The 24,590-nt window shown below is 59.2% G+C and carries 23 protein-coding genes; 16 read left to right on the top strand and 7 right to left on the bottom strand.

What is annotated here, in order from left to right:
• Nucleotides 1–139: 139 nt before the first annotated feature.
• Together BK660_RS14140 and BK660_RS14135 are read left to right on the top strand one after the other, a co-directional pair.
• Nucleotides 140–340 (top strand): hypothetical protein, encoded by a 201-nt coding sequence (locus BK660_RS14140; protein WP_007935837.1) that lies wholly within the window; start codon nucleotides 140–142, stop codon nucleotides 338–340.
• A gap of 376 nt (nucleotides 341–716) precedes the next feature.
• Nucleotides 717–2,192, top strand: coding sequence for an inorganic phosphate transporter (locus tag BK660_RS14135; RefSeq protein ID WP_123433788.1), 1,476 nt, complete (start codon nucleotides 717–719; stop codon nucleotides 2,190–2,192).
• A gap of 263 nt (nucleotides 2,193–2,455) precedes the next feature.
• On the opposite strand, the gene ccoM is transcribed toward BK660_RS14135, so the two are convergent.
• From ccoM to BK660_RS14130, 3 genes are all read right to left on the bottom strand, one after another.
• Nucleotides 2,456–2,569: a cytochrome c oxidase subunit CcoM gene (ccoM, locus tag BK660_RS33445; protein WP_027925619.1), complete on the bottom strand. Its 114-nt coding sequence runs from the start codon at nucleotides 2,567–2,569 to the stop codon at nucleotides 2,456–2,458.
• A gap of 143 nt (nucleotides 2,570–2,712) precedes the next feature.
• Nucleotides 2,713–2,874: a hypothetical protein gene (locus BK660_RS32590; protein WP_007935839.1), complete on the bottom strand. Its 162-nt coding sequence runs from the start codon at nucleotides 2,872–2,874 to the stop codon at nucleotides 2,713–2,715.
• A 59-nt stretch (nucleotides 2,875–2,933) separates the two neighbouring features.
• Nucleotides 2,934–3,275 (bottom strand): hypothetical protein, encoded by a 342-nt coding sequence (locus tag BK660_RS14130; RefSeq protein ID WP_027925620.1) that lies wholly within the window; start codon nucleotides 3,273–3,275, stop codon nucleotides 2,934–2,936.
• Between the two features lie 218 nt (nucleotides 3,276–3,493).
• Between BK660_RS14130 and rapA the strand changes: the two genes are divergently transcribed.
• A complete protein-coding gene (gene rapA / locus BK660_RS14125; protein ID WP_123433787.1) occupies nucleotides 3,494–6,340 on the top strand; it encodes an RNA polymerase-associated protein RapA in 2,847 nt (948 codons plus the stop codon).
• Between the two features lie 180 nt (nucleotides 6,341–6,520).
• Here rapA and BK660_RS14120 read toward each other — a convergent pair whose 3' ends face one another.
• Nucleotides 6,521–7,870, bottom strand: coding sequence for a spinster family MFS transporter (locus BK660_RS14120; RefSeq protein ID WP_123433786.1), 1,350 nt, complete (start codon nucleotides 7,868–7,870; stop codon nucleotides 6,521–6,523).
• Between the two features lie 291 nt (nucleotides 7,871–8,161).
• On the opposite strand from BK660_RS14120, the gene BK660_RS14115 reads away from it, so the two are divergent.
• Both BK660_RS14115 and BK660_RS14110 read left to right on the top strand, forming a co-directional pair.
• Nucleotides 8,162–8,527, top strand: coding sequence for a YkgJ family cysteine cluster protein (locus BK660_RS14115; protein ID WP_123433785.1), 366 nt, complete (start codon nucleotides 8,162–8,164; stop codon nucleotides 8,525–8,527).
• A gap of 148 nt (nucleotides 8,528–8,675) precedes the next feature.
• Nucleotides 8,676–10,958, top strand: a complete 2,283-nt coding sequence (locus tag BK660_RS14110) for a putative bifunctional diguanylate cyclase/phosphodiesterase (protein ID WP_123433784.1) — start codon at nucleotides 8,676–8,678, stop codon at nucleotides 10,956–10,958.
• Here the strand turns inward: BK660_RS14110 and BK660_RS14105 are convergent.
• Nucleotides 10,858–11,745: an NAD(P)-dependent oxidoreductase gene (locus BK660_RS14105; RefSeq protein WP_123433783.1), complete on the bottom strand. Its 888-nt coding sequence runs from the start codon at nucleotides 11,743–11,745 to the stop codon at nucleotides 10,858–10,860. The genes BK660_RS14110 and BK660_RS14105 overlap by 101 nt on opposite strands.
• A 195-nt stretch (nucleotides 11,746–11,940) precedes the next feature.
• On the opposite strand from BK660_RS14105, the gene BK660_RS14100 reads away from it, so the two are divergent.
• A complete protein-coding gene (locus BK660_RS14100) occupies nucleotides 11,941–14,142 on the top strand; it encodes a hypothetical protein (RefSeq protein WP_123433782.1) in 2,202 nt (733 codons plus the stop codon).
• A 303-nt stretch (nucleotides 14,143–14,445) separates the two neighbouring features.
• Here the strand turns inward: BK660_RS14100 and BK660_RS14095 are convergent, their stop codons facing one another.
• A complete protein-coding gene (locus BK660_RS14095) occupies nucleotides 14,446–14,751 on the bottom strand; it encodes a DUF2288 domain-containing protein (RefSeq protein WP_123433781.1) in 306 nt (101 codons plus the stop codon).
• 350 nt (nucleotides 14,752–15,101) lie between these two features.
• On the opposite strand from BK660_RS14095, the gene BK660_RS14090 reads away from it, so the two are divergent.
• The 9 genes from BK660_RS14090 (at nucleotide 15,102) to BK660_RS14045 (ending at nucleotide 22,825) form a co-directional block, all read left to right on the top strand.
• A complete protein-coding gene (locus BK660_RS14090; protein WP_123433780.1) occupies nucleotides 15,102–16,229 on the top strand; it encodes a branched-chain amino acid ABC transporter substrate-binding protein in 1,128 nt (375 codons plus the stop codon).
• Between the two features lie 232 nt (nucleotides 16,230–16,461).
• Nucleotides 16,462–17,385 carry a high-affinity branched-chain amino acid ABC transporter permease LivH gene (gene livH / locus BK660_RS14085; protein WP_027925628.1) on the top strand — a complete coding sequence of 308 codons (924 nt, stop codon included), beginning with the start codon at nucleotides 16,462–16,464 and terminating at the stop codon, nucleotides 17,383–17,385.
• Nucleotides 17,382–18,638, top strand: coding sequence for a high-affinity branched-chain amino acid ABC transporter permease LivM (locus tag BK660_RS14080; RefSeq protein WP_123433779.1), 1,257 nt, complete (start codon nucleotides 17,382–17,384; stop codon nucleotides 18,636–18,638). The genes livH and BK660_RS14080 overlap by 4 nt, the downstream gene beginning before the upstream one ends.
• On the top strand, nucleotides 18,635–19,402 hold the full coding sequence (gene livG, locus BK660_RS14075; protein WP_123433778.1) for a high-affinity branched-chain amino acid ABC transporter ATP-binding protein LivG: 768 nt from the start codon (nucleotides 18,635–18,637) through the stop codon (nucleotides 19,400–19,402). Before BK660_RS14080 ends, livG begins: the two co-directional genes overlap by 4 nt.
• Nucleotides 19,403–20,104 carry an ABC transporter ATP-binding protein gene (locus BK660_RS14070; RefSeq protein WP_123433777.1) on the top strand — a complete coding sequence of 234 codons (702 nt, stop codon included), beginning with the start codon at nucleotides 19,403–19,405 and terminating at the stop codon, nucleotides 20,102–20,104.
• Between the two features lie 301 nt (nucleotides 20,105–20,405).
• Entirely contained in the window at nucleotides 20,406–20,708 is a 303-nt protein-coding gene (locus BK660_RS14060; RefSeq protein WP_123433776.1) for a BufA1 family periplasmic bufferin-type metallophore, read from the top strand.
• A gap of 25 nt (nucleotides 20,709–20,733) precedes the next feature.
• On the top strand, nucleotides 20,734–21,588 hold the full coding sequence (gene bufB, locus BK660_RS14055; RefSeq protein ID WP_123433775.1) for an MNIO family bufferin maturase: 855 nt from the start codon (nucleotides 20,734–20,736) through the stop codon (nucleotides 21,586–21,588).
• Entirely contained in the window at nucleotides 21,585–22,346 is a 762-nt protein-coding gene (locus BK660_RS14050) for an HvfC/BufC N-terminal domain-containing protein (RefSeq protein WP_123433774.1), read from the top strand. The genes bufB and BK660_RS14050 overlap by 4 nt, the downstream gene beginning before the upstream one ends.
• Nucleotides 22,343–22,825 (top strand): DoxX family protein, encoded by a 483-nt coding sequence (locus BK660_RS14045; protein WP_123433773.1) that lies wholly within the window; start codon nucleotides 22,343–22,345, stop codon nucleotides 22,823–22,825. The genes BK660_RS14050 and BK660_RS14045 overlap by 4 nt, the downstream gene beginning before the upstream one ends.
• A gap of 140 nt (nucleotides 22,826–22,965) precedes the next feature.
• Here BK660_RS14045 and BK660_RS14040 read toward each other — a convergent pair whose 3' ends face one another.
• The gene (locus tag BK660_RS14040; protein WP_123433772.1) at nucleotides 22,966–23,880 is read right to left on the bottom strand and encodes a LysR family transcriptional regulator; all 915 of its coding nucleotides are present in this window, start codon (nucleotides 23,878–23,880) and stop codon (nucleotides 22,966–22,968) included.
• Nucleotides 23,881–23,984: 104 nt separating this feature from the next.
• Here BK660_RS14040 and BK660_RS14035 point away from each other — a divergent pair, with 104 nt between their 5' ends.
• The gene (locus BK660_RS14035; protein WP_123433771.1) at nucleotides 23,985–24,584 is read left to right on the top strand and encodes a short chain dehydrogenase; all 600 of its coding nucleotides are present in this window, start codon (nucleotides 23,985–23,987) and stop codon (nucleotides 24,582–24,584) included.
• Nucleotides 24,585–24,590 lie beyond the last annotated feature (6 nt).

Raw genomic sequence — 24,590 nt, 5'->3', positions numbered from 1 at the left:
GCCGCCTGCAACATGGAAGTATTGTTCACATGCCGTCAAAAGGTTGCCTTCCCGGGCATTACCCTTTTTATGAGCGTGGTCAATCGACTCGATGCAGCGCGTTTCACCGGAAATTATCCCAACTCATACAGGTAGCACTGTGACGAAAGACGAACTGCGCGCGGAACTTGAGCGCCAGGAACAACGTTACAAGGAAGTTTACGGCGGGGAAGTCACCACCTACGCCGCCCAGCCCGAACCGGAACGTAAACCCTGGCGTAAACGCGCCACCGTTCAGGACCAGGCGTTCACCCAAGAACTGCAGAAGATGGAAAAGGAACTCAAAGCCGAAGAGCCTTGACGCCTCGGCCCGATTTCTTTCAGGGGTCTGCGTCGGCTCCCGCTAAAAGCGGGTGGCATCGATCAAGCCTTTCGTGCCCGCTACAAGCGGGCAGCGGCCACCTCAGCCCTCGGATGAGGCAAATGGCTCGTTTCTGACCCTCTTCTCAGATATTTCACACAAGCGTTCAAGCCTCTCGACTACACGAGAGAAACCCTTGTGCCCGCTGTCTTTCCCTATGAATTCAACGGCTTGCAAATCCCGGTAAAACGCTGGGAGATAGGCGCACCTCGCCAATTAATTCGTTGAAGAATGTTACCGATGAGCAGCAAGTGCATTGATTAGCAGTCTTTTCTGGCATAATCGCGCCCCCTTACGACCGGGTCAGAAAACCTTCATGATCGATTTATTCAGCGGACTGGATGCTTGGGTGCTTGTGAGCCTCTTGCTCGCCCTGGCCTTTGTCCTCGCCTTCGAGTTCATCAACGGCTTTCATGACACCGCAAACGCGGTGGCCACTGTTATCTACACCAAAGCCATGCCGCCCCATCTGGCGGTGTTCTTTTCCGGGGTGTTCAACTTCCTCGGCGTGCTGCTGGGCGGTGTTGGCGTGGCGTATGCCATCGTCCACCTGCTGCCGGTAGAACTGCTGATCAATGTGAACACCGGTCACGGACTGGCCATGGTGTTCTCGCTGCTTGCTGCTGCCATCACCTGGAACCTGGGCACCTGGTACTTCGGTATCCCGGCCTCCAGCTCCCACACCCTGATCGGTTCGATCCTCGGTGTAGGCCTGGCCAACGCCTTGATCAACGACATTCCGTTGGCCGATGGCGTGAACTGGCAGAAGGCGATCGACATCGGTGCCTCCCTGGTGTTCTCGCCAATGGCCGGCTTCCTCGTCGCGGCTCTGGTGTTGATCGGCCTTAAATGGTGGCGTCCACTGTCGAAGATGCACAAGACACCGGATCAGCGTCGCAAGCTCGATGACAAGAAGCATCCACCGTTCTGGAACCGTCTGGTCTTGGTGATCTCGGCCATGGCCGTGAGCTTCGTGCACGGCTCCAACGATGGCCAGAAAGGTATCGGCCTGATCATGCTGGTGCTGATCGGTATCGTACCGGCGCAGTTCGTACTCGACCTGGGCAGCACGACGTACCAGATCGAGCGGACTCGCGATGCGACGCTGCACCTGAGCCAGTTCTACAAGCGCAACGCCGACACCCTGGGTGAATACCTGGCACTGGGCAAAAGCATCGAAGGTGATCTGCCGGAGAAATTCCGTTGTAACCCGCAACAGACTGAACCGACCATCACTGCCCTGCTCGGCACCCTTAAAGGTGTATCGGACTACCACTCGTTGTCGTCGGAAAGCCGCATCGAAGTGCGTCGCTACCTGCTCTGCCTGGATGACACGGCCAAGAAAGTCGGCAAGTTGCCTACCCTCAATGCCCGTGAAAAGGCTGACCTGGACAAACTGCGCAAAGACCTGACCACGACCACCGAATACGCGCCGTTCTGGGTGATTCTGGCGGTGGCTCTTGCTCTGGGCCTGGGCACCATGGTGGGCTGGAAACGCGTGGTACTGACCATCGGCGAGAAGATCGGCAAGCAAGGCATGACTTACGCCCAAGGCATGTCGGCGCAGATCACCACCGCGTGCATGATCGGCCTGGCCAACATCTTCAGCCTGCCGGTCTCCACCACCCACGTGCTGTCCTCGGGCGTTGCCGGGACCATGGTCGCAAACAAAAGCGGCCTGCAAGGCGGCACGGTGAAAACCATCCTGCTGGCTTGGGTCCTGACCCTGCCGGCGACGGTGGGCCTGTCGGCCGGCCTGTTCTGGCTGGCATCGAAGGCGCTGGGTAGCTGATACAGCGCCAAGCAATGAAAAAGCCCGACCATTGCGTCGGGCTTTTTTGTGGGCGCAATTTCAAATTCAACGCAGAACCCTTGTAGGAGTGAGCCTGCTCGCGATGGCGGCGGCACATCCAGCATTAATGTGACTGACACACCGCTATCGCGAGCAGGCTCACTCCTAAAAGGGTTTTGTATTGCAAAATCTAAATTGCAGGCAAAAAAAAGGGCAACCGAAGTTGCCCAAAATGCCTTGCGTGCTCATTACATCCGAAAGAACTACGGTTTGCGCTTGTGCGAATCCTTCCAGATAAAAAATCCAAACCCTGCGAAAAACATAACCATGAGGCTGACAGTCAGCACTCCGGCGATCACCACGTTGTCGAAAAACATGACTGGCCTCCTGGGCTTGCCCTGTTGCGATAGGGCTAAGTTAACCAAACAGGCAGAAGAGAAAATTGACCTGGATCAATGTCGCCCGAGACCGGGCGTAAAGGCGGGGTAATAACTGACCTGCATCAAAAGATGCAGGGGGTTCAACGCTTTTTCGGTTTGTTCTTCGGTTTCTTCTTGGCTTTGCCCAATGGCATCGCCTGCTCAAACGCCTGACGAACTTCGTTCAAACGTTTTTCATTCAGGTCGTGAACTCGCTTGGCGCGTTCAGAGTTGAGATCAATCAGCTTATCGTCTTGGCTCATGGTGCTCAGTGCATCGTTTGACAGGTTTGTCGCAATAATGCGGTCTGACCCGCCACAACTCAAATCTGAATATCGACCCACAAGCCCTGACGCGGCTGATCTTCCATCAGCGGCGCCACCGGCACGGTGTTGTCGGCATTCAGTTCGTCACCGGGAATCGCCAGGTGCTCCTCGGGGTCTTCATCGGCCTCGCGGCGGCGACGCTCGCGCTCCAGCTTGCGGCGTTGTTCCTCGCGCAGCTGAAAAGCCGCTTCTTCGGGATCGCGCTGCTGCAGGTCGATCGTGCTTTCGTTCGAGCTTTCCTGCACCGGCACCACCGGCGGAATATCCGGGCGCTGGCGGATCGGGTCGTGCTGTGAAGTGATCGGCACGGCGCTCAAGGGGAGCATCGGTAGCAGCATAATTATGGGTCTCCTGTCAGCAGGCTGTCGGCTGCGCGGATGGCGACTTGAGCCATCGGTCGCAAACTGTGACCGGTTTGGCACTGATTGGTGCCCCGACCTGCGGGCACGGCCTCATTGGGCTAACGTAAGACTGCGAGTTTTTATGAGAGTCCTTTGGCCCTGAGGGCCTCCTTCCGTTAAGATAGCCCGCTTTTTCAAGGTGGGAGTCAGGCAGCATGGCGCAGCAGTATCAACCGGGGCAACGCTGGATCAGTGACAGCGAAGCCGAGCTGGGTTTAGGCACCGTTCTGGCACAGGACGGCCGCTTGTTGACCGTGCTCTACCCGGCCACTGGCGAAACTCGCCAGTACGCGCTACGGAATGCGCCCCTCACCCGCGTGCGGTTTTCGCCCGGTGACTCGATCACTCACTTCGAAGGCTGGAAGCTGACGGTCCAGGAAGTCGACGACGTCGATGGACTGCTGGTCTACCACGGCCTCAACGCGCAGAACGAAAGCGTCACGCTGCCGGAAACCCAGCTGTCGAACTTCATTCAGTTCCGTCTGGCCAGCGACCGTCTGTTCGCCGGCCAGATCGACCCGTTGGCCTGGTTCTCCCTGCGTTACAACACCCTGGAACACACCAGCCGCCAGTTGCAGTCCGCGCTGTGGGGCCTCGGTGGCGTGCGTGCGCAACCGATCGCGCACCAATTGCACATCGCCCGCGAAGTCGCCGACCGCATTGCGCCGCGCGTTCTGCTGGCGGACGAAGTAGGCCTGGGTAAAACCATCGAAGCCGGCCTGGTGATCCATCGCCAACTGCTCTCGGGCCGCGCCAACCGCGTGCTGATCCTGGTTCCCGAGAACCTGCAGCACCAGTGGCTGGTCGAGATGCGCCGCCGCTTCAACCTGCAAGTCGCGCTGTTCGACGAAGAACGCTTCATCGAAAGCGATGCCACCAACCCGTTCGAAGACACCCAGCTCGCGCTGGTTGCACTGGAGTGGCTGGTCGAAGACGAGAAAGCCCAGGACGCACTGTTTGCCGCCGGCTGGGACCTGATGGTCGTCGACGAAGCCCATCACCTGGTGTGGCATGAAGACAAGGCCAGCCCGGAATACACCCTGGTCGAACAACTCGCCGAGACCATTCCCGGCGTACTGCTGCTGACCGCGACCCCGGAACAACTGGGCCAGGACAGCCACTTCGCGCGTCTGCGCCTGCTCGACCCGAACCGTTTCCATGACCTGGCCGCCTTCCGCGCCGAGAGCGAAAACTATCGCCCGGTGGCTGAAGCCGTCCAGGAGCTGCTGGACAAGGGGCGCCTGTCGCCGGAAGCACACAAGACCATTCACGGTTTCCTCGGCAACGAAGGCGAAGCCTTGCTGACCGCCGTGAACGATGGCGACACCGAAGCCAGCGCGCGCCTCGTGCGTGAACTGCTGGACCGCCACGGCACTGGCCGCGTGCTATTCCGTAATACCCGCGCCGCCGTGCAGGGTTTCCCGGAGCGCAAACTGCACCCGTACCCGTTGCCATGCCCCGACGAATACCTCGAACTGCCATTGGGTGATCACGCCGAGCTGTACCCGGAAGTCAGCTTCCAGGCTCAGCCGGACGCCAATGAAGAAGAACGCTGGTGGAAATTCGACCCGCGCGTCGAGTGGCTGATCGACACCCTGAAGATGCTCAAGCGCACCAAAGTGCTGGTGATCTGCGCCCACGCGGAAACCGCCATGGACCTGGAAGACGCCCTGCGCGTGCGTTCCGGCATCCCTGCCACGGTGTTCCACGAAGGCATGAACATCCTCGAACGTGACCGCGCCGCCGCTTACTTCGCCGACGAAGAATTCGGTGCACAAGTGCTGATCTGCTCGGAAATCGGCAGTGAAGGTCGCAACTTCCAGTTCTCGCACCACCTGGTGCTGTTCGATCTGCCGGCACACCCGGACCTGCTGGAGCAGCGTATCGGTCGTCTAGACCGGATCGGCCAGAAGCACATCATCGAGCTGCACGTGCCGTACCTGGAAACCAGCCCGCAAGAGCGTCTGTTCCAGTGGTACCACGAAGCGCTGAACGCGTTCCTCAACACCTGCCCGACCGGCAACGCCTTGCAGCATCAGTTCGGCCCGCGCCTGCTGCCGCTGCTGGAAGAGGCCGACGACGGCGAGTGGCAAGCGCTGATCGACGAAGCCCGCACCGAGCGTGAGCGTCTGGAAGCCGACTTGCACACCGGCCGTGACCGCTTGCTGGAACTCAATTCCGGCGGCGCTGGCGAAGGCGATGCGCTGGTCGAAGACATTCTTGAGCAGGACGATCAGTTCACCTTGCCGATCTACATGGAAACCCTGTTCGACGCCTTCGGTATCGACAGCGAAGACCATTCGGAAAACGCCCTGATCCTCAAGCCGAGCGAAAAAATGCTCGACGCCAGCTTCCCGCTGGGCGACGACGAAGGCGTGACCATCACTTACGACCGCAACCAGGCGCTGTCTCGCGAAGACATGCAGTTCATCACCTGGGAGCACCCGATGGTTCAGGGCGGCATGGACCTGGTCCTGTCCGGCTCGATGGGCAACACCGCCGTCGCGCTGATCAAGAACAAGGCGCTCAAGCCTGGCACCGTGTTGCTGGAACTGCTCTACGTCAGCGAAGTGGTTGCCCCGCGCTCGCTGCAACTGGGCCGTTACCTGCCGCCGGCCGCCCTGCGCTGCCTGCTCGATGCCAACGGTAATGACCTGTCGGCCCGGGTGTCGTTCGAGACCTTGAACGATCAACTGGAAAGCGTCCCGCGTGCCAGCGCCAACAAGTTCATCCAGGCTCAGCGCGATCAGCTGACGCCACGGATCAACGCTGGCGAAGAGAAGATCCTGCCACGTCACGCCGAGCGTGTGGCCGAGGCGCAGCGTCGCCTGGCGGCGGATACCGATGAAGAACTGGCGCGCCTGACCGCATTGCAAGCCGTGAACCCGACCGTGCGCGACAGCGAACTGATTGCCCTGCGCAAACAGCGCGAGCAAGGGTTGGCCATGCTTGAAAAGGCTGCGTTGCGACTGGAAGCGATTCGAGTGTTGGTGGCGGGTTAAGTCCCCTGCTCTACCCGGCTAAATAAAGAAGGCCCGCAGTGATGCGGGCCTTTTTTTGTCTGCTTGATTGTTGCGGTGTTACTGACGGCCTCTTCGCGAGCAAGCCCGCTCCCACATTCGACCGCATTTCTCCTGAAAGAACCCGCTCAAATGTGGGAGCGGGCTTGCTCGCGAAGGCGATCATGCAGTCGCCGCAGACCCCACAGGCTCAACCACCGCCACCAACCCGTCCTTCATCCGCTTCGCATCCCGTACAAAAACCCGCGACGCCATAAACAGAAACACCATGGTGAAGAACAACGCCACCGGAATCAGGTACATCGCGTCGTGCAATCCAACCGCCTTGAACGCCTCGGTCATCTGCTCGGCACCCGCGGCCAGCATCGCCGTGTGCGCAAAGTGATCGGACAAACCGCCCACCACCACGGGGCCCAATCCACCGCCGAGCAAATACAACCCGGCAAAGAACAACGCCATCGCCGTCGCCCGCAAACGCGGCTCGACCACGTCCTGAATCGCGGTGTAGACGCAGGTGTAGAAGTTGTAGGCAAACAACCAGCCCACACTGAAGACTGCGACAAACACGCCAATTTCGATGCGCCCCGAGTGCAGCGCCCACGCCGTGCACACAGTCGAGATGATCAGGCTGAACGCTGCAAACAACAGCCGCCCGTTGGCTACACGCTGGTGAATCTTGTCAGCGACCCAGCCGCCGAGCGTCAGGCCGAACAAACCGGTCACGCCGACGATCACCCCCGTGGCCACCGCCGCTTCCTGCAACGGCATCAGGAAGTAGCGCTGCAGCATCGGCACCAGGAATGAATTGCAAGCGTAAGTCGCGAAGTTGAAGCACAGTCCGGCCATCACCAGCCACAGGAACGTCGGCACCGCCAGCACCCGGCGGATCGGCCGGTCTACACGTTCCTGCGACACCTGCACGGTTTCTGCTGCGCCGCGCTTCGGCTCTTTGATGAAGAACATGAAGATCGCCAGGATCAGCCCCGGCACCGCCGCGATAAAAAACGGCGCACGCCAGCTGTCAAACGCCTTGACCATCGCGCCGATGGTGAAGAACGCCAGCAGCAGCCCCAGCGGCAGACCCAGCATGAAAATGCCCATCGCCCGCGCCCGGCGGTGCGCCGGAAACAGGTCGCCGATCAGCGAGTTGGCAGCCGGTGCATAACTGGCTTCACCGATGCCGACGCCCATGCGCACGATCAGGAAACTCCAGAAGCTGCCCACCAGTCCGTTGACCGCGGTCAGCCCGCTCCAGACCGCCAGGCCCCAGCCCATCAGCTTGCTGCGCGACCCGGTATCCGCCATCCGCCCCAGCGGCAGGCCGGCAATCGCGTAAACCAGGGTGAAAGCGGTGCCGATGATCCCCAACTGGAAGTCGCTGAGGTGCCACTCCATGCGGATCGGTTCGATGATGATGGCGGGAATGGTGCGATCGAAGAAGTTGAACAGGTTGGCCAGGAACAACAGGAACAGAATGCGCCAGGCATTCGCCGCTTGGGTCGAGTTCTGCATGGGTCCGTCTCTTTTATTGTTATTGGGGCCTCACTGTCCCCGGAACCGTCAATCTAGACAGGCCCGCCCACACTGTCTGTCATTATTTGCAAGGCTGATATCAGGCCATGGCGTTCACGCAGGCGGGCTGACCGCCAGGCCCAGTATTCACGGGGATCCGGTCGCTATTTTTACTGCGCCGTTCGTCGCTGAAAAATACCTTTCCTACCCCCTTCCAAAGCCCGTTGCGAAGCCTAGAATAGCGCCCCTGTCCGCTCCCCTGCGTACCCCTCCTGCGTAGATAAATCGACCATGTCCGAAGTCAGTCCGTGTCTGAATTGCGGTGCCTGCTGTTCCCATTTCCGTGTGTCTTTTTTCTGGGGTGAATGCGCCTCGTCCGGTGGAACGGTGCCGGATGATCTGGTCGCGTCGATCAGCCCCAGTCGCGTAGCGATGCTCGGCACCGATTGCAAACCGACCCGCTGCATCAGCCTGGTGGGAGACGTCGGCAGCGAGGTCAAATGTTCGATCTACAACGAACGCTCCAGCACATGCCGGGAGTTTGAGGCGTCTTGGGAAAATGGCGAGGCAAACGTTGATTGCGACGCGGCCCGGGCAGCATTCGGCCTTCCAGCCCTGCAACCGGCGTACGAAATCCCTTTTGAACAAAGCGCCTGAGGCTTAGTACCAAACGCTATTAGCTTGATGCCAAAATCATATGGAGCCATTTTGACATCACCGCTTGCACTCCAGACACGGCCTCTATACTCGATGACATTCGCTGGCGTTTATTACGCCGGCCAGGATGACAACGACGGGGCGTGCTATGGAGTGGCTTGGTCTGCATTTCATTACCGAGCAGACAGCGAGCGGGCAATTCATACTCAATTGCACGCATGACCCTTTTCTGGTGCTGCTGGCTTATGTAGTGGCGTGTGTCGGCTGCTTTGCCACGCTGGATATGGCAGAGCGTGTAGCGCATGCAGAAAGTCCGGCCTCGCAAAGGCTTTGGCGCTGGGTCGGCAGCGGGTGCCTGGCGGGCGGAATCTGGGCCATGCACTTTATCGGCATGCTGGCGTTTCAGGCGCCTGTCGAACTTCACTATCAACTCCCCGTCACCCTGCTTTCACTGCTGATCGCCCTGTGCACGTCATGGCTGGTGATGCACACCCTCAGCCTCCCCGACCTGAATGTCCGGCATTGCCTCAAGGCCTCGGTGTGGGTCGGGCTGGGGATTACCGCCATGCATTACGTGGGCATGGCGTCGATGCATTCGAGTGCCACGGTCTACTACCAGCCGACGTTGTTCGCCTTGTCCATCGCCATCGCGATTGGCGCCAGCCTCGCGGCGCTGCTGCTGTCGCGTTATTTGCGTAACGGCACCGGGATGTTTCACCAACTGCTCAAGTACAGCGCCAGCCTGCTCCTCGGGGCCGGCATCCTGAGCATGCACTTCACCGGCATGGCCGCCTTCAATCTGGTGATGCCCAGCAGTAGCGTCCTGGCGCCGGCGAGCGAACCCAGCCACCTGCAACTGGCGCTGACGGTGGCGGTCATCACGCTGCTGATCATTGGCAGCAGCATCAGCGCGGCACTGGCGGACAAAAAACTGCAACACAAGGAGCGTGATCTGCAGCGGGTCAACTCGCTGCTCAGCCAACTGGATCAGGCGCGCCTGTCGCTGCAACAAGTGGCGCACTACGACGCCTTGACCAACCTGATCAACCGTCGTGGTTTCAATCAGATATTCGCCGAGAAGCTGATCGAGAAGACTAACGAAGGCGGCATGCTCGCGGTGATGTTCCTCGACATCGACCACTTCAAGCGCATCAACGACAGCCTCGGCCATGACGCCGGCGATGAGCTGCTCAAGGTGCTGGCCGGCCATATCAAAAGCTCGGTGCGCAGCCACAAGGATGTCGTGGCCCGATTTGGCGGGGACGAGTTCTGCATCCTCATCAGCCTGAATGATCCCGAAGAAGCGCAGCACATGGCCGAGCGCATCATGCTGAAAATGAAGGAGCCCATCGAGCTCTCCGGCCGCAACATGGTCATGACCACCAGCATCGGCATCAGCCTGTTCCCGCAAGACGGCAAGACCTGTGAAGAACTGCTGAAAAACGCCGACCTGGCGCTGTACCAGTCCAAGGACGCTGGCCGCAACGGCCTGAATTTCTTTAGCTCCATTCTCAAGACCCGCGCCACGATGGAGCTGCAGCTCGAAGAGGAACTGCGCCACGCGTTGCGTAAAGATGATGAGTTGATGCTGTATTACCAGCCGATCTTCGATCTGAAAACCGGCCAGGTCAGCAAGCTCGAAGCACTGGTTCGCTGGCAGCACCCGGTTCACGGTTTGCTCGCGCCTGATCGGTTTATCGCCATTGCCGAGGCGAACGGCCTGATCCGCGAGCTCGACAACTGGGTGCTGCGCAAAGCCTGCGAAGACCTGGGTGAACTGTCGCGCAATGGTTGCGAAGCGCTGAAAATCGCCGTGAACTGCTCACCGCTGAACCTTGCCCGTGAAGAGCTGGCCGACGAAATAGAAGTGGCGCTGCACGCCTCCGGGGTCGCGCCGCAGCGGCTGGAGCTGGAAGTCACCGAAAATGCGCTGATGGGCAACCTCGCCAACACGCTGGTTCTGCTGCGCCAGATTCGCGCCCTTGGGGTTTCGTTGTCGATCGATGACTTCGGCACCGGTTATTCGTCCCTCGCCTACCTCAAGCGCCTGCCGCTGAACACGCTGAAGATCGACCGCTCGTTTATCCAGGACATTCCCAAAGCCACCCAGGACATGGAAATCGTCCAGGCCATTATCGTCATGGCCCACAGCCTGCATTTGCAGGTGGTCACCGAAGGCGTCGAAACCTTTGAGCAGTACGATTTTCTCGAACGCCTGGGCTGCGACTTTGTGCAGGGTTATCTGCTCAGCCGCCCGGTGCCGCTCGCCGAATTGCGTCCGGTGCTGAACGAAATCAACCAGCGCAGGCATTCGTGCAACGTCACACCTCTTAGCCTGGCTCGCGGTACATCTGCACTAACGTCGATGGATCTTTTTCCAGGAATCCCTGGCTCCCATGCAGTCGCATCAGTTGCGCAGCCAATCCGCTGAGTGGCGTCGCCGAACCCTGTTCGCGGGAAAATTTCACGGCGGTGTCGAGGTCCTTGAGCAGCGTGCGCACATGCCATTTCACCGGTTCGAACCGGCTCTCGGCCATTTGCGGGGCGAGGATCTGCAACGGTTTTGAATCGGCAAAACCACCGGCCAACGCCTCGGCGATCAAACCGGCGTCAACGCCGGAAGACTCGGCCAGCGCCACCACTTCGGCAATGACCAGCGCATTGCACGCCACGATCATCTGATTGCACGCCTTGGTCACCTGCCCGGCCCCAACGCCGCCCATGTGGGTGACACGCTGCCCCAGGGTCAGCAATACCGAACGCACTCGCTGCAAATCTCCCGCTTCGCCGCCCACCATGATCGCCAGGCTGCCGGCTTCGGCGCCGACCACGCCGCCGGACACCGGTGCATCCAGCCAACTCATCCCGGTGCTGTCGAGCAGTTGTTTGGCCATTTCGCGTGTAGCACTGGGTTCCAGGCTGGAAAAGTCCACCAGCAACTGAGCGCTTTTCGCCCCTGAGGCCAACCCGGCCGGGCCAAACACCACCTCACGCACCACCGAGGTGTCCGCCAGACACAGCAAGACGATGTCAGCGTGCCGGCACAGTTCAGCGGGAGTTGCCACTTGTCGGGCACCGGCCTCGACCAGCGGCGCGCACTTGGCCGGATTGCGGTTCCACACGGTCAACGGATAGCCCGCGGCCAGCAGGCGCCGGCACATGGGCAGGCCCATCAGACCAATTCCGGCGAACCCCAACGAAGGTAGCGTTGACATCATTTAGCCTCCTTTTGATTAAAGATCGCCGAATATTGGCCGATCCATCATGACTAAGGAAAGGATTCCACCCACTGCTGCTCAGGCGAGTCCCTGAGACTTTGGCCAAATACGCGCAAAAAAAAGACGCGAGATCCCATTCCGTGAAGGTTTGACGACAGTTGTCGCTCAGCCACCAGTCCAGGTAGATGGCGCCCAATGACTTCTAAAAATAACCCGGCCACTACGGTCTCCGATCTGACTCTGAGCCCCGCGGCGAACAGCCCCTCATCGTCGAAGCCATTGACCCCGACGCGCCCGCTGGCCACTCAGCAATACCTGTATTTCACTGAAACCAATACCGACCGCATCCTCGATAACCTCGACGGCCTGCGCGACATGGTGTTCCCGCGCCCGCCCCATCTGGAAGGCGCCAGCGAACAACACAACGACCAGGAATTCCCGTCGGTGTGCCTGATCGGTCTCGGTCGTTGCGGCTCGAACATTGCCCTGGACGTCGCGGAGCTGGTGTACAACGCCCGCAAGTTCTACCTCAACGAATTCAACAACGAAGACCGTCTGTCGCCGGACAAACGCTTTGCGGAAAAGGGCTACAGCCCGGCCCAATGGATTCGCAACAACCTGCGCCTGGGCACCAACAAGGGTGCCAAACCGGTGTTCCTGGTGGAACCGCTGGTCATGCTCGGCGACCTCGACAAAGACATTGCCGGTCGCATCCGTTTCTCGCGCAAGGGCGAAAAAAGCGGCTTCCTGCGCGACTACAGCAAAATGAAAATCATGGACTTGTCGGAAGTCCACGCCGGTGGCGCCGGTAACGCGCCGATCCTCGGTCAGTACCTGGCCAAGATCATCCTGAACAAGGACACCCAGCGTTTCTCCAGCCCTGACTGGAAGATGATTCACTCGTATTTGATCGACAGTTGCGGGATCAAGGCCAACCAGTCGCGCCTGTATTTCTCGATCTTCAGTGCCGGCGGCGGTACCGGTTCGGGCATGGCCTCGGAATTCGGCCTGGCCCAGCAGCACTCGTACATGAACAAGACGTTCGACACCAAGCCGATGGACGAGCACGACGGCAAGAGCGGTCATTCCTTCGTCTTCGAGCCGATCTTCACCAGCGGCATTTGCGTGCTGCCGAATATTTCCGATCACCGCAGTGAAATGTCCGAGGCGCTGCACATCAACGCCGGTCGCCTGCTGTGCAAATACCTGTCGGAAGAGTGGGACTTCTCCTACAACTTCGCCAACGAAGACAGCAGCGAAGCCAGCGTCATGGGCCGTATCCGCCCATGGAACGCGATGATGCTGATCTCCAACGACATCATGCGTTACGCCGAAGAAAGCGATGACGGCAACATCCAGAACATTGACGTCAATGCGATGGAAAAACACGCCAACCAGTACATCTCGCAACAGATCTTCAACATTCTGACGGCCCAGGCGGTCACGACTGACTACGACCAGAACTATTTCCGTCGCGCCGGCATCGACATCGGCGAAACCATTCGCCTCGATGCCAACGACCTGTTCATGAGCCTGGCCGGCCCGGTGGCGATTGCCTACGCCGAGTCCGTGGTACCGGAAACCCCGCCGCCAAGCAGCGACAAGTTCAAGGTGTTCGAGAAAGAGCCGCAGCGCCTGAACATCGATGATTTGTTCTTCCGCTCCATCGACCTGCCGCACTTCAACAAAGTGACCCAGGCAATCGAAGGCATCAGCCTGTTGCCGATCGAGTCCAAGCGCTATCGCGCCTCGCTGGAGCAGTACAAGAATTCCGGTTACGACGCGGCCGCGTTGCACGACCTGCATTTCTTCAAGAACTGCTCGTCGGTGGTGTCGATCGTTTCGTTGCCAAAAGACTACAAGCTGTCCTACATGGACCTGAACCGGTTGAAGACCCACCTCAACAGCCTGTTCCCGAACACCACGCTCAAGCGTTACGCACTGGTGATCGGCGCCTCGGCCAACTTGTCGCTGACCACCCTGATCGCCAAGAGCCCGTGCCTGTCGGATGACTTCCTGACGCTGATCGTCGCGTTCATCAAGCGCTGCTTCGCGAAGAACCCGTACCGCTTCGACGAGACGCTGGACAACTCGATCCTCGACTTCATCATTAATGAAGAATTCGACGAAGACCGGATCGACGAATTGCTCAACGAATTCGAGAACCCGGCGAAGATCCTCGATACCAACTGGTACGCGATCAAACCGATGTACGAGAAGAAGTACCGCGAGCTGATCAACGACAAGGACAAGTTTGTCTCGATCAACGACATTCGCCTGTCGCGTGATTGCGTGAAGAAAGCGGTCAAGTACCTGCGTGAGATCTACCGTCACCGCATTGGCAAGACCAAGGTTATTTCGCTGAATAACCATACTGGCAAGACGTTTACTGTCTGATCCGATACCGCGTCGCCCCATTCGCGAGCAAGCCCGCCCCCACATTTAACCGCGTTCCTCCTGAAGGAATGCGGTCGAATGTGGGAGCGGGCTTGCCCGCGAAGGCGGCATCAGATTCAACACAAATCAAACATCCAGAAACAATTAAGCAGCCCTCAGGCTGCCCGACAAACTGTTCCCGTTACGTTTACGTCACCGTGATGCTGGCCATGCTTGTGGCCTTTCTCTACGGCAACGTGCCATCACGCTACTCACCTACACACTTTTGCTCGCGCGCATGACGCACCAATAATGTGCAGCGATTCAGCTCGTCGCCCTTTCCTGGATCAGAATCCACGGCGAAACCACTACCGCCCACAGCTCCGGGTCGCGTTCAAAAAGATCCAGCGCCCGCGTTTCAGACAGCTTGGCGACCTGGTCGGCGGCCAGCCAGGCAGCCACTTTCTCGCCTTCGTCCGTGGCCACGGCCTCGGCGGCAGCGATCAAATCCAGACTCGGGTCGACCCACAATAGGGCACCCCTGGCGAAGAACGGCTCCAACTCTTTCCAGGTAATAGATGCGGTTTCACCAAGCAGCTTGGCATAGAGGGTGCTAGGTTCTTGAGTCATGGGTCCTGTCCGGAAAAGAAATCGACGCGAATGATAACGTCGGTGGTCCGCCAGAAAAACCCGGTTGCAATCGAGTCACCGACTGGAAAGAGCAGGAAAGCCAAGGAATGCCGCTGAATCAAGCAATTAGCCAGCTAACATCCCGCCGCGATTCTGTCTTTTTCTTTCAAAAAAGCGACACCCTCTGGATTTGCCCCCTGGCGCCAGCTTCCCAGGCTAACAATTGGCGCTCTACACTGTACCGGTACAGTTGCCGGGGGCATTTTCCGGAGGATATCGAAGATATCTGACCCGGTTCTGCTGCTACGGCGCCAGGACTATAAAAACTACAACAGTAAGAGTGGAGCACTATGACTAAGGCTACTAAGCAGATTTCCAAACTGTTTGCCGCTATGGTTCTGGCCGGGGTTGCCAGCCATTCGTTCGCAGCTGACACCATCAAGATCGGCATTGCCGGCCCTAAGACCGGTCCTGTAGCCCAATACGGCGACATGCAGTTCAGTGGCGCCAAAATGGCCATCGAACAGATCAACGCCAAAGGCGGCGTAGACGGCAAGAAACTCGAAGCCGTTGAATACGATGACGCCTGTGATCCAAAACAAGCGGTAGCGGTCGCGAACAAAGTCGTCAACGACGGCGTCAAGTTCGTGGTCGGTCACCTGTGCTCCAGCTCCACTCAACCGGCTTCGGACATCTACGAAGACGAAGGCGTGATCATGATCACCCCGGCTGCCACCAGCCCGGACATCACCGCTCGTGGTTACAAAATGGTATTCCGTACCATCGGTCTGGACAGCGCCCAGGGCCCTGCCGCCGGTAACTACATTGCCGATCACGTAAAACCGAAAATCGTTGCTGTTCTGCACGACAAACAGCAATACGGTGAAGGCATCGCCACCGCCGTGAAGAAAACCCTGGAAGGCAAAGGCGTGAAAGTTGCCGTGTTCGAAGGCATCAACGCCGGCGACAAGGACTTCTCCTCGATCATCGCCAAGCTCAAGCAAGCCAACGTCGACTTCGTCTACTACGGCGGCTACCACCCGGAGCTGGGTCTGATCCTGCGTCAATCCCAGGAAAAAGGCCTGAAAGCCAAGTTCATGGGTCCGGAAGGCGTGGGTAACGACTCCATTTCGCAGATCGCCAAAGACGCTTCCGAAGGTCTGCTGGTAACCCTGCCGAAATCCTTCGACCAGGATCCGGCCAACGTTGCCCTGGCTGACGCGTTCAAGGCGAAGAAAGAAGACCCGAGCGGTCCGTTCGTGTTCCCGGCCTACTCGGCTGTTGAAGTGATTGCCGGTGGTATCGAAGCCGCCAAGAGCGAAGACACTGCCAAAGTGGCTGCTGCCATCCACGCTGGCACCTTCAAGACCCCGACTGGCGATCTGCAGTTCGATGCCAAGGGCGACTTGAAAGACTTCAAATTTGTGGTTTACGAGTGGCACTTCGGCAAACCAAAAACTGAAGCTTCGCCTCAGTAAGGCCTTGCCTGACTGACTGCCAACAAAGCCCACGGCGTGCCGTGGGCTTTGTTTTACGAACGTTTTGGGCCGCGCTGGCGTGATCCGCCAGTCTCCCCACCTGAAAATCTCAAAACCGTCATCAGCGGTTCGCTGGCAAACCTCGCGTTCGAAGTGGATGCAGATCCACGGGGCTCGAGCGGGAAAATGACTCCACCAGTGAAATGCGTATCAGGTTTTTAGGAGCGCTGTAATGCCTGACATCTATCACTTTTTCCAACAGCTGGTTAATGGCCTGACCATTGGCAGCACGTATGCCCTGATCGCCATCGGCTATACGATGGTTTACGGCATCATTGGAATGATCAACTTCGCCCACGGCGAGGTGTACATGATTGGTTCCTACGTGGCGTTCATCGCCATCGCGGGCCTGTCCATGATGGGACTCGACAGCGTTCCGCTGTTGATGACCGCCGCTTTCCTCGCGACCATCGTCGTGACCAGTGCCTACGGCTACAGCATCGAACGGATCGCCTACCGCCCCTTGCGCGGCAGCAACCGTCTGATTCCGCTGATTTCCGCCATCGGCATGTCGATCTTCCTGCAGAACACGGTTCTGCTGGCGCAAGACTCCAAGGACAAATCCATCCCCAACCTGATCCCTGGTAACTTCACCATCGGGCCAGGTGGCGCACATGAAGTGCTGATTTCCTACATGCAAATCGTGGTGTTCGTGGTGACCTTCGTCGCCATGCTCGGCCTGACGCTGTTCATCTCCCGCTCTCGCCTGGGTCGCGCCTGCCGTGCCTGTGCCGAAGACATCAAGATGGCCAACCTGCTGGGTATCAACACCAACAACATCATCGCCCTGACCTTCGTCATCGGTGCTGCACTGGCGGCCATCGCGGCCGTACTGCTGAGCATGCAATATGGCGTGATCAACCCGAACGCCGGTTTCCTCGTCGGCCTCAAGGCCTTCACCGCAGCGGTATTGGGCGGTATCGGCAGCATTCCCGGCGCCATGCTCGGCGGGATTGTGCTGGGGGTAGCGGAAGCCTTTGGTGCCGATATCTTCGGCGACCAATACAAGGACGTCGTGGCTTTCGGTCTATTGGTTCTGGTGTTGTTGTTCCGGCCAACCGGCCTGTTGGGCCGTCCGGAGGTTGAAAAAGTATGACTAGGAATCTTAGACAAGCGCTGTTCAGCGCTTTGCTGGTGTGGGCAGTCGCCTACCCGGTACTGGGTTTGAAACTGACCATCGTCGGCATCAACCTCGAAGTTCATGGCACCAGCAACACCACCCTGCTCATCATCGCCGTGTGCTCGGTGCTGATGTTCCTGCGGGTGTTGTTCGACAAGTCGATCAGCGCCGCCTGGAAATCCTCGCCGAACATGCCGGTGATGCCGGCCAAGGCCAGTAACTTCCTGACCCTGCCGACCACCCAGCGCTGGATCATCATTGCGCTGATCATCGGGGCACTGGTGTGGCCGTTCTTCGGCTCGCGCGGCGCGGTGGACATTGCCACCCTGGTGTTGATCTACGTGATGTTGGGCCTGGGCCTGAACATCGTGGTCGGCCTGGCGGGCCTGCTCGACCTCGGCTACGTCGGTTTCTATGCAGTCGGCGCCTACAGTTATGCGCTGCTGTCGCATTACTACGGCCTGAGCTTCTGGATCTGCCTGCCGATTGCCGGCCTGATGGCGGCCACGTTCGGCTTCCTGCTGGGCTTCCCGGTCTTGCGTTTGCGCGGTGACTACCTGGCGATCGTGACCCTGGGCTTCGGTGAAATCATCCGTCTGTTCCTGCGCAACCTGACCGACATCACCGGCGGCCCGAACGGCATCAGCAACATTCCCAAGCCAACGCTGTTCGGTCTGACGTTCGATAAAACGGCCGCAGAGGGGATGCAGACCTTCCACGAGTACTTCGGTCTGGTCTACAACCCGGTGAACAAGGTGATCTTCCTTTACCTGATCGCGGTGTTGTTGTCGCTGTTCGCCCTGTTCGTCATCAACCGTTTGCTGCGCATGCCTCTGGGCCGTGCCTGGGAAGCGCTGCGTGAAGACGAAATCGCCTGCCGGGCGCTGGGGCTGAACCCGACGGCGATCAAGCTTTCAGCGTTCACCCTGGGTGCGTGCTTCGCCGGTTTCGCCGGCAGCTTCTTCGCTGCGCGTCAGGGCCTGGTGACACCGGAGTCCTTCACCTTCATCGAGTCGGCGACCATCCTCGCCATCGTGGTGCTGGGCGGCATGGGCTCGCAACTGGGCGTCGTACTGGCGGCCACGGTGATGATCCTGTTGCCGGAAATGATGCGTGAGTTCAGTGAATACCGCATGTTGATGTTCGGCGCCTTGATGGTGCTGATGATGATCTGGCGTCCTCAAGGCCTGCTGCCCATGCAACGTCCTCACATGGAGCTGCGCAAATGAGCCGCGAGATCCTTAAAGTCGAAAATCTGAGCATGCGCTTCGGCGGCTTGCTGGCGGTCAACGGCGTCGCCCTGACCGTGAAGGAAAAACAGGTCGTGGCATTGATCGGCCCCAACGGCGCCGGCAAGACCACCGTGTTCAACTGCCTGACCGGTTTCTACAAGCCGAGCGGCGGCAGCATCCTGCTGGACGGCGAGCCGATCGAAGGCCTGCCGGGCCACAAGATCGCCCTCAAAGGCGTGGTGCGCACCTTCCAGAACGTGCGGTTGTTCAAGGACATGACCGCGGTCGAGAACCTCTTGATCGCCCAGCACCGTCACCTGAACACCAACTTCCTGGCCGGCCTGTTCAAGACCCCGGGCTTTCGCAAAAGCGAACGCGAAGCCATGGAATTCGCCGAGTACTGGCTGGAGAAGGTCAACCTCAAGGCCTTCGCCAACCGTCCTGCCGGCACCCTGGCTTACGGTCAGCAACGTCGTCTGGAAATCGCTCGCTGCATGATGACCCGCCCGCGGATCCTCATGCTCGACGAACCGGCTGCCGGCCTGAACCCGAAGGAAACCGAAGACCTCAAGGCGCTGATCAGCGTGCTACGTGAAGAGCACAACGTGACCGTGCTGCTGATCGAACACGACATGAAACTGGTCATGAGCATTTCCGACCACATCGTCGTGATCAACCAGGGCACGCCCCTGGCCAACGGCACGCCGGAACAGATCCGCGACAATCCCGAAGTGATCAAAGCCTACCTGGGGGAAGCGTAAATGCTGCAATTCGAAAACGTTTCCACCTTCTACGGCAAGATCCAGGCCCTGCACAGCGTCAACGTGGAAGTCCGTCAGGGCGAGATCGTGACCCTGATCGGCGCCAACGGTGCCGGCAAGTCGACCCTGCTGATGACGCTTTGCGGTTCGCCGCAGGCCCACAGCGGCAGCATCCGCTACATGGGTGAGGAACTGGTCGGCCAGAGCTCGTCGCAGATCATGCGCAAGAGCATCGCGGTGGTCCCGGAAGGTCGTCGAGTGTTCTCCCGCCTGACCGTGGAAGAAAACCTCGCCATGGGCGGCTTCTTCACCGACAAGGGCGACTATCAGGAACAGATGGACAAGGTTCTCGAACTTTTCCCACGCCTGAAAGAACGTTTCGCCCAGCGCGGCGGCACCATGTCCGGCGGCGAACAGCAAATGCTCGCCATCGGCCGTGCGCTGATGAGCAAACCCAAGCTGCTGCTGCTCGACGAACCTTCGTTGGGCCTGGCACCGATCATCATCCAGCAGATCTTCGACATCATCGAACAACTGCGCAAGGATGGCGTGACCGTGTTCCTGGTCGAGCAGAACGCCAACCAGGCGCTGAAAATTGCAGACCGCGCGTACGTTCTCGAGAACGGCCGGGTGGTGATGCAAGGCACCGGGGAAGCCCTGCTGACTGACCCGAAAGTGCGTGAAGCGTATCTGGGTGGTTGAGTCTTTGCGGTAAACAGAAAACGGCCTTCGGGCCGTTTTTTTGTGCCAGCCACAAACCGTACTGACAACGGAGATCCCTTGTGGGAGCGGGCTTGCTCGCGAAGGCGGTGTGTCATTCAACATACATATTGACTGACCCTACGCCTTCGCGAGCAAGCCCGCTCCCACAGTAGATTGGTGGTGTTTTTAAGTTTTTTAAAAAATATCGGGCACGGCTGTAACGCATCGCCATGACCTTTCTCTAGAGGGGTAAGCCAGCACAAACGCTGCTGACCAAAACCTCAAAAACCGGAGAAACATCATGACTGCTACCACCCGCACCCTGTCCGCCACTGCCCTGGTTCTGGCCCTCGGTTCTGCCTTGAGCATGGCCGCCGTGTCCACCGTCCACGCGGCCGACGACATGGAAAAATGCTTCGGCGTGGCCATGAAAGGTCATAACGATTGCGCAGCAGGCGCCGGTACCACCTGCGCCGGCACCTCGAAAACCGACTTCCAGCCTAACGCCTGGAAACTGGTCCCTAAAGGCACCTGCGCTACCACCGAAAGCAAGACCTCGCCGACCGGTTTCGGGCAGATGGAAGCGTTCAAAGCCAAAGCCTGATCCCGACCCAGCCCGAGTGTCGACCATGAACAATCTACCGTTCGGGCTCCCGCCCCGCGCCGGGCTGGGCCTCAAGACCGAGCACTTTCGTGAAGTGCTCGGTTCGCAACCGGACATCGGTTTCTTCGAAGTCCACGCCGAAAACTACATGGTGGCCGGCGGCCCGTTTCACCACTACCTGGGTTTGATTCGCGAGCAGTACCCGCTGTCGCTACATGGCGTGGGTTTGTCGATTGGGGCTGAAGGTCCACTGGACATTCGGCACCTCAAGCGCCTCGGCGCACTGATCGAGCGCTATCAACCCCAGTCCTTTTCCGAACACCTGGCCTGGTCCAGCCATGGCCCGGTGTTTCTGAATGACCTGCTGCCCCTGGCCTATGACACGCCGACGCTGAGCCGCGTCTGTGAACACATTGATCACGTCCAAAGCACCCTCAAACGCCCGATGCTGCTGGAGAACCCGGCCACGTATCTGGCGTTTGAACGCTCGACGCTCGATGAAGCCGACTTCATCAGCGAAGTCATCCGCCGCACGGGCTGCGGGCTGTTGCTGGACGTGAACAACGTCTATGTATCGAGCATCAATCATCAGCGCGATCCGTTGGCATACATCGACGCCCTGCCCCTCCATGCCGTCGGCGAGATTCATCTGGCCGGCTTCGCCGAAGACACCGACAGCCTCGGTGACCGTCTGCTGATCGATGATCACGGCGCCGCCATCGATAACGCCGTCTGGACCTTGTACCAGCACGTACTGGAGCGAACGGGCCCGATAGCGACCCTGATCGAACGCGACAATCAGTTGCCGGCCTTCAGCGTCTTGCACGCAGAGGCGCGTCAGGCTGACGAATTGTTGCGGTGCGCGGGAGGCCGGTCATGAGCACGCAAGCGGCTTTTGCTGCGGCCCTGCTTGATCCCCGACTGAACTGCCCCGAGGGTTTGATCAGCGCTAACGGCGCCGATCCCGCCAGCCGGTTCGCGGTGTATCGCAATAACGTACAGAGGTCACTGATCAACGCCTTGGCGCACAGCTACCCCGTGGTTGCGCAATTGGTCGGCGATGAATTTTTCCGTGCCATGGCCGCGATCTATTTGCTCGGCAATGCGCCTCAGAGTCCGTTGATCAAGGATTACGGCCAGGATTTGGCGGACTTTATCGAAGGCTTCGAACCGGCGGGCAGCGTGCCGTACCTGGCCGATGTCGCGAGGCTGGAACGCCTGCGCACCCTCGCTTATCACGCGGCCGACGCCCAGCCGTTGAGCCCTGAACAGATCAGCGCAGCGCTCGCTGACCCGCAAACCCTGAGTGAGCTGAGCGTCGAACTTCACCCCTCGCTCAACCTGCTGAAATCGGCCTTCGCCGTGGTCTCGATCTGGGCCGCACATCAGCAAGAAGCAATGCTGGCGGGGATTGATCTGGACCACGGCGAACACGCGTTGATCCTGCGCAACGGTCTGGACGTTGAAGTCTTCGTCATCGAACCCGGCGCCAGCGCCTTCATCCAGAACCTGCAAAACGGCCAGCCGCTGATTCAGGCCGTGGAGTCCGCCCCCGCGTTCGACCTCAGCCAAACCCTGGCCCTGCTGATCAGCCACAACGCCATTACTCACCTACACCACAACAAGGTATCGCCATGAACACTCAGAACCCGATCAGCCGCGCCATCGCGCTGCTGGAGATGATTCCACAGAGCCTGATCGCCTTGATTGCGCGGTTCTCCATCGCGGCGGTGTTCTGGAAGTCCGGGCAAACCAAAGTCGAAGGGCTCGCCATTGATCTGTTCGACGGCACGTTCCAGCTCGGCTGGCCACGCCTCGCCGATTCGACCATTCCATTGTTCAAGAGCGAGTATCACGTGCCATTGCTGTCGCCAGAGATCGCTGCGCACCTGGCGGCGTTTGCCGAACACCTTTTCCCGGCGCTGATTTTGATTGGCTTTGCCACGCGTTTTTCGGCGCTGGCCTTGCTCGGCATGACCCTGACGATTCAACTGTTCGTGTACCCGGATGCGTACCCGACTCACGGCACATGGGCGGCGGTGCTGCTGTATTTGATGGCGACGGGGCCGGGTAAGTTGTCCATCGATCACCTGATCGCCCGGCGCTTTGCCCGCTAATACCAGGCGATGAAGAACCATTGTAGGAGTGAGCCTGCTCGCGATAGCGGTGTGACAATCAGCATTGATGTTGACTGACACCCCGCCATCGCGAGCAGGCTCACTCCTACATTTGGAATGTGTGTGTGTGGATTCAAAATCTAGCGCTGAAGGCGATCCAGCGCCTCACCGCTGCGCTTGAACCAGCCGATCAGGTAATCCGCCAGCACCTGCGTACGTTTCGGCAAACCGCCCTGATACGGATGAACCAGGTACATCGGCATGCGCCGCGTCTGATAGTCACGCAGCAACCAGCGCAATCGCCCATCAGCCAATTCCGCCTGCAGCAAATAGGACGGCAGACGCGCAATACCCGCCCCCGCCAATGCGGCTTTTTTCAGCAAGCTGTAGTGGTTGCTGGCAAACGGCCCCGACACCCGCACGCGCAGCAACTCATGTTGTTGGTGGTACAGCCACTCTTCACGACCGCTGTAATGGCTGTTGAGCAAACAGCGATGCTCGGCCAATGCCTGCGGCGTTACCGGCTCGCCATACTGTTCAAGATAAGCCGGGCTCGCGCAGGTCATTTCATGCCAGGCCAACAGCGGTCTGGCCACCAGACGCTCGTCTTTGCCCACCTCGGAACGAATAGCCAGATCGAAACCATCCCGGGACAGGTCGTGAAAGTTGTTGTTCAGATCGAGCTCGATCTGCACCTGTGGGTACTTGCCGGAAAACTCCAGCAATAAACCATCGAAGAAGGTTTCCCCCAGCGACACCGGAACGGTCATGCGCACCGGCCCGGCCATGTCGTCCTTCAACCGCGCCAATGCCTGACGCGCCCTTTCGACCTGGACGACAAGTGCCTGAGCTTGTGGCAACAGCGCCGCGCCCGCCGCCGTCAGGCTTAAGCGGCGCGTAGTGCGTTGGAGCAGAACCACCGAAAACCGTGACTCCAGCAAGCTGATGCGCTTGGACAATTGGCCCTTGCTGCAACCCAATTGCTGCGCTGCCAAGGTAAAACTGCCTGCTTCGATCAATACCGCGAACGCCGCCAGGTCATCCATCTCGCTCATGGATTGTTTCCATTTGAAAACCAAAGGTTGCCTATTAGTGCGCTTATCAACAGAAAAAACCACTCTAGACTGAGATCACTTTCAACCAATCGAGAATCAGCACGATGAAAATTCTATTGATAGGCGCAGGCGGCACCATCGGCTCGGCCGTCGACAAGGAACTGTCCCAGCGTCACGAGATCCTCCGCATCGGCCGCAACAGTGGCGACTTTCACGTGGATATCAGCGACAGCGCCTCGATCCGCAAGCTGTTCGAACAGACCGGTAAGTTCGATGCCCTGATCTGCGCGGCGGGTAACGTGACCTTCGCACCACTGGATGAAATGAGCGAAGACAGCTTCGCCCTGGGCCTCAAGGACAAACTGATGGGCCAAGTCAATTTGTTGCTGATCGGTCGCGAGTTCGCCAACGACGGCGCCTCGTTCACCTTCACCACCGGCGTGCTCAGCCACGACCCGATTCGCAGCGGCGCCTCGGCAGCGCTGGTCAATGGTGCGCTGGACAGCTTCGTGCGCGCCGCGGCCATCGAACTGCCTCGCGGCCTGCGAGTGAATTCGATCAGCCCGAATGTGCTGCTGGAAGCCATGGGCAAATACGCGCCTTACTTCCGCGGTTTCAAACCGGTTCCCGCAGCCGATGTGGCATTGGCCTACGCCAAAAGCGTGGAAGGCTTGCAGACAGGTCAGACGTTTCACGTCGGCTGACCGTCC

It is taken from the genome of Pseudomonas brassicacearum, from assembly GCF_003732265.1.
In the GTDB taxonomy this organism is placed as follows: Bacteria; Pseudomonadota; Gammaproteobacteria; order Pseudomonadales; family Pseudomonadaceae; genus Aquipseudomonas; species Aquipseudomonas brassicacearum_D.
Note: the sequence above shows the minus strand (reverse complement) of the source record. Positions and strands in the feature narration are given on the sequence as shown.

What these genes read in the sequence shown, in the direction of transcription:
- BK660_RS14135 (WP_123433788.1), top strand. Translation starts at nt 717, where the DNA reads ATGATCGATTTATTCAGCGGACTGGATGCTTGGGTGCTTGTGAGCCTC.
- ccoM (WP_027925619.1), bottom strand. Translation starts at nt 2,569, where the DNA reads ATGTTTTTCGACAACGTGGTGATCGCCGGAGTGCTGACTGTCAGCCTC.
- BK660_RS32590 (WP_007935839.1), bottom strand. Translation starts at nt 2,874, where the DNA reads ATGAGCCAAGACGATAAGCTGATTGATCTCAACTCTGAACGCGCCAAG.
- BK660_RS14130 (WP_027925620.1), bottom strand. Translation starts at nt 3,275, where the DNA reads ATGCTGCTACCGATGCTCCCCTTGAGCGCCGTGCCGATCACTTCACAG.
- rapA (WP_123433787.1), top strand. Translation starts at nt 3,494, where the DNA reads ATGGCGCAGCAGTATCAACCGGGGCAACGCTGGATCAGTGACAGCGAA.
- BK660_RS14120 (WP_123433786.1), bottom strand. Translation starts at nt 7,870, where the DNA reads ATGCAGAACTCGACCCAAGCGGCGAATGCCTGGCGCATTCTGTTCCTG.
- BK660_RS14115 (WP_123433785.1), top strand. Translation starts at nt 8,162, where the DNA reads ATGTCCGAAGTCAGTCCGTGTCTGAATTGCGGTGCCTGCTGTTCCCAT.
- BK660_RS14110 (WP_123433784.1), top strand. Translation starts at nt 8,676, where the DNA reads ATGGAGTGGCTTGGTCTGCATTTCATTACCGAGCAGACAGCGAGCGGG.
- BK660_RS14105 (WP_123433783.1), bottom strand. Translation starts at nt 11,745, where the DNA reads ATGATGTCAACGCTACCTTCGTTGGGGTTCGCCGGAATTGGTCTGATG.
- BK660_RS14100 (WP_123433782.1), top strand. Translation starts at nt 11,941, where the DNA reads ATGACTTCTAAAAATAACCCGGCCACTACGGTCTCCGATCTGACTCTG.
- BK660_RS14095 (WP_123433781.1), bottom strand. Translation starts at nt 14,751, where the DNA reads ATGACTCAAGAACCTAGCACCCTCTATGCCAAGCTGCTTGGTGAAACC.
- BK660_RS14090 (WP_123433780.1), top strand. Translation starts at nt 15,102, where the DNA reads ATGACTAAGGCTACTAAGCAGATTTCCAAACTGTTTGCCGCTATGGTT.
- livH (WP_027925628.1), top strand. Translation starts at nt 16,462, where the DNA reads ATGCCTGACATCTATCACTTTTTCCAACAGCTGGTTAATGGCCTGACC.
- BK660_RS14080 (WP_123433779.1), top strand. Translation starts at nt 17,382, where the DNA reads ATGACTAGGAATCTTAGACAAGCGCTGTTCAGCGCTTTGCTGGTGTGG.
- livG (WP_123433778.1), top strand. Translation starts at nt 18,635, where the DNA reads ATGAGCCGCGAGATCCTTAAAGTCGAAAATCTGAGCATGCGCTTCGGC.
- BK660_RS14070 (WP_123433777.1), top strand. Translation starts at nt 19,403, where the DNA reads ATGCTGCAATTCGAAAACGTTTCCACCTTCTACGGCAAGATCCAGGCC.
- BK660_RS14060 (WP_123433776.1), top strand. Translation starts at nt 20,406, where the DNA reads ATGACTGCTACCACCCGCACCCTGTCCGCCACTGCCCTGGTTCTGGCC.
- bufB (WP_123433775.1), top strand. Translation starts at nt 20,734, where the DNA reads ATGAACAATCTACCGTTCGGGCTCCCGCCCCGCGCCGGGCTGGGCCTC.
- BK660_RS14050 (WP_123433774.1), top strand. Translation starts at nt 21,585, where the DNA reads ATGAGCACGCAAGCGGCTTTTGCTGCGGCCCTGCTTGATCCCCGACTG.
- BK660_RS14045 (WP_123433773.1), top strand. Translation starts at nt 22,343, where the DNA reads ATGAACACTCAGAACCCGATCAGCCGCGCCATCGCGCTGCTGGAGATG.
- BK660_RS14040 (WP_123433772.1), bottom strand. Translation starts at nt 23,880, where the DNA reads ATGAGCGAGATGGATGACCTGGCGGCGTTCGCGGTATTGATCGAAGCA.
- BK660_RS14035 (WP_123433771.1), top strand. Translation starts at nt 23,985, where the DNA reads ATGAAAATTCTATTGATAGGCGCAGGCGGCACCATCGGCTCGGCCGTC.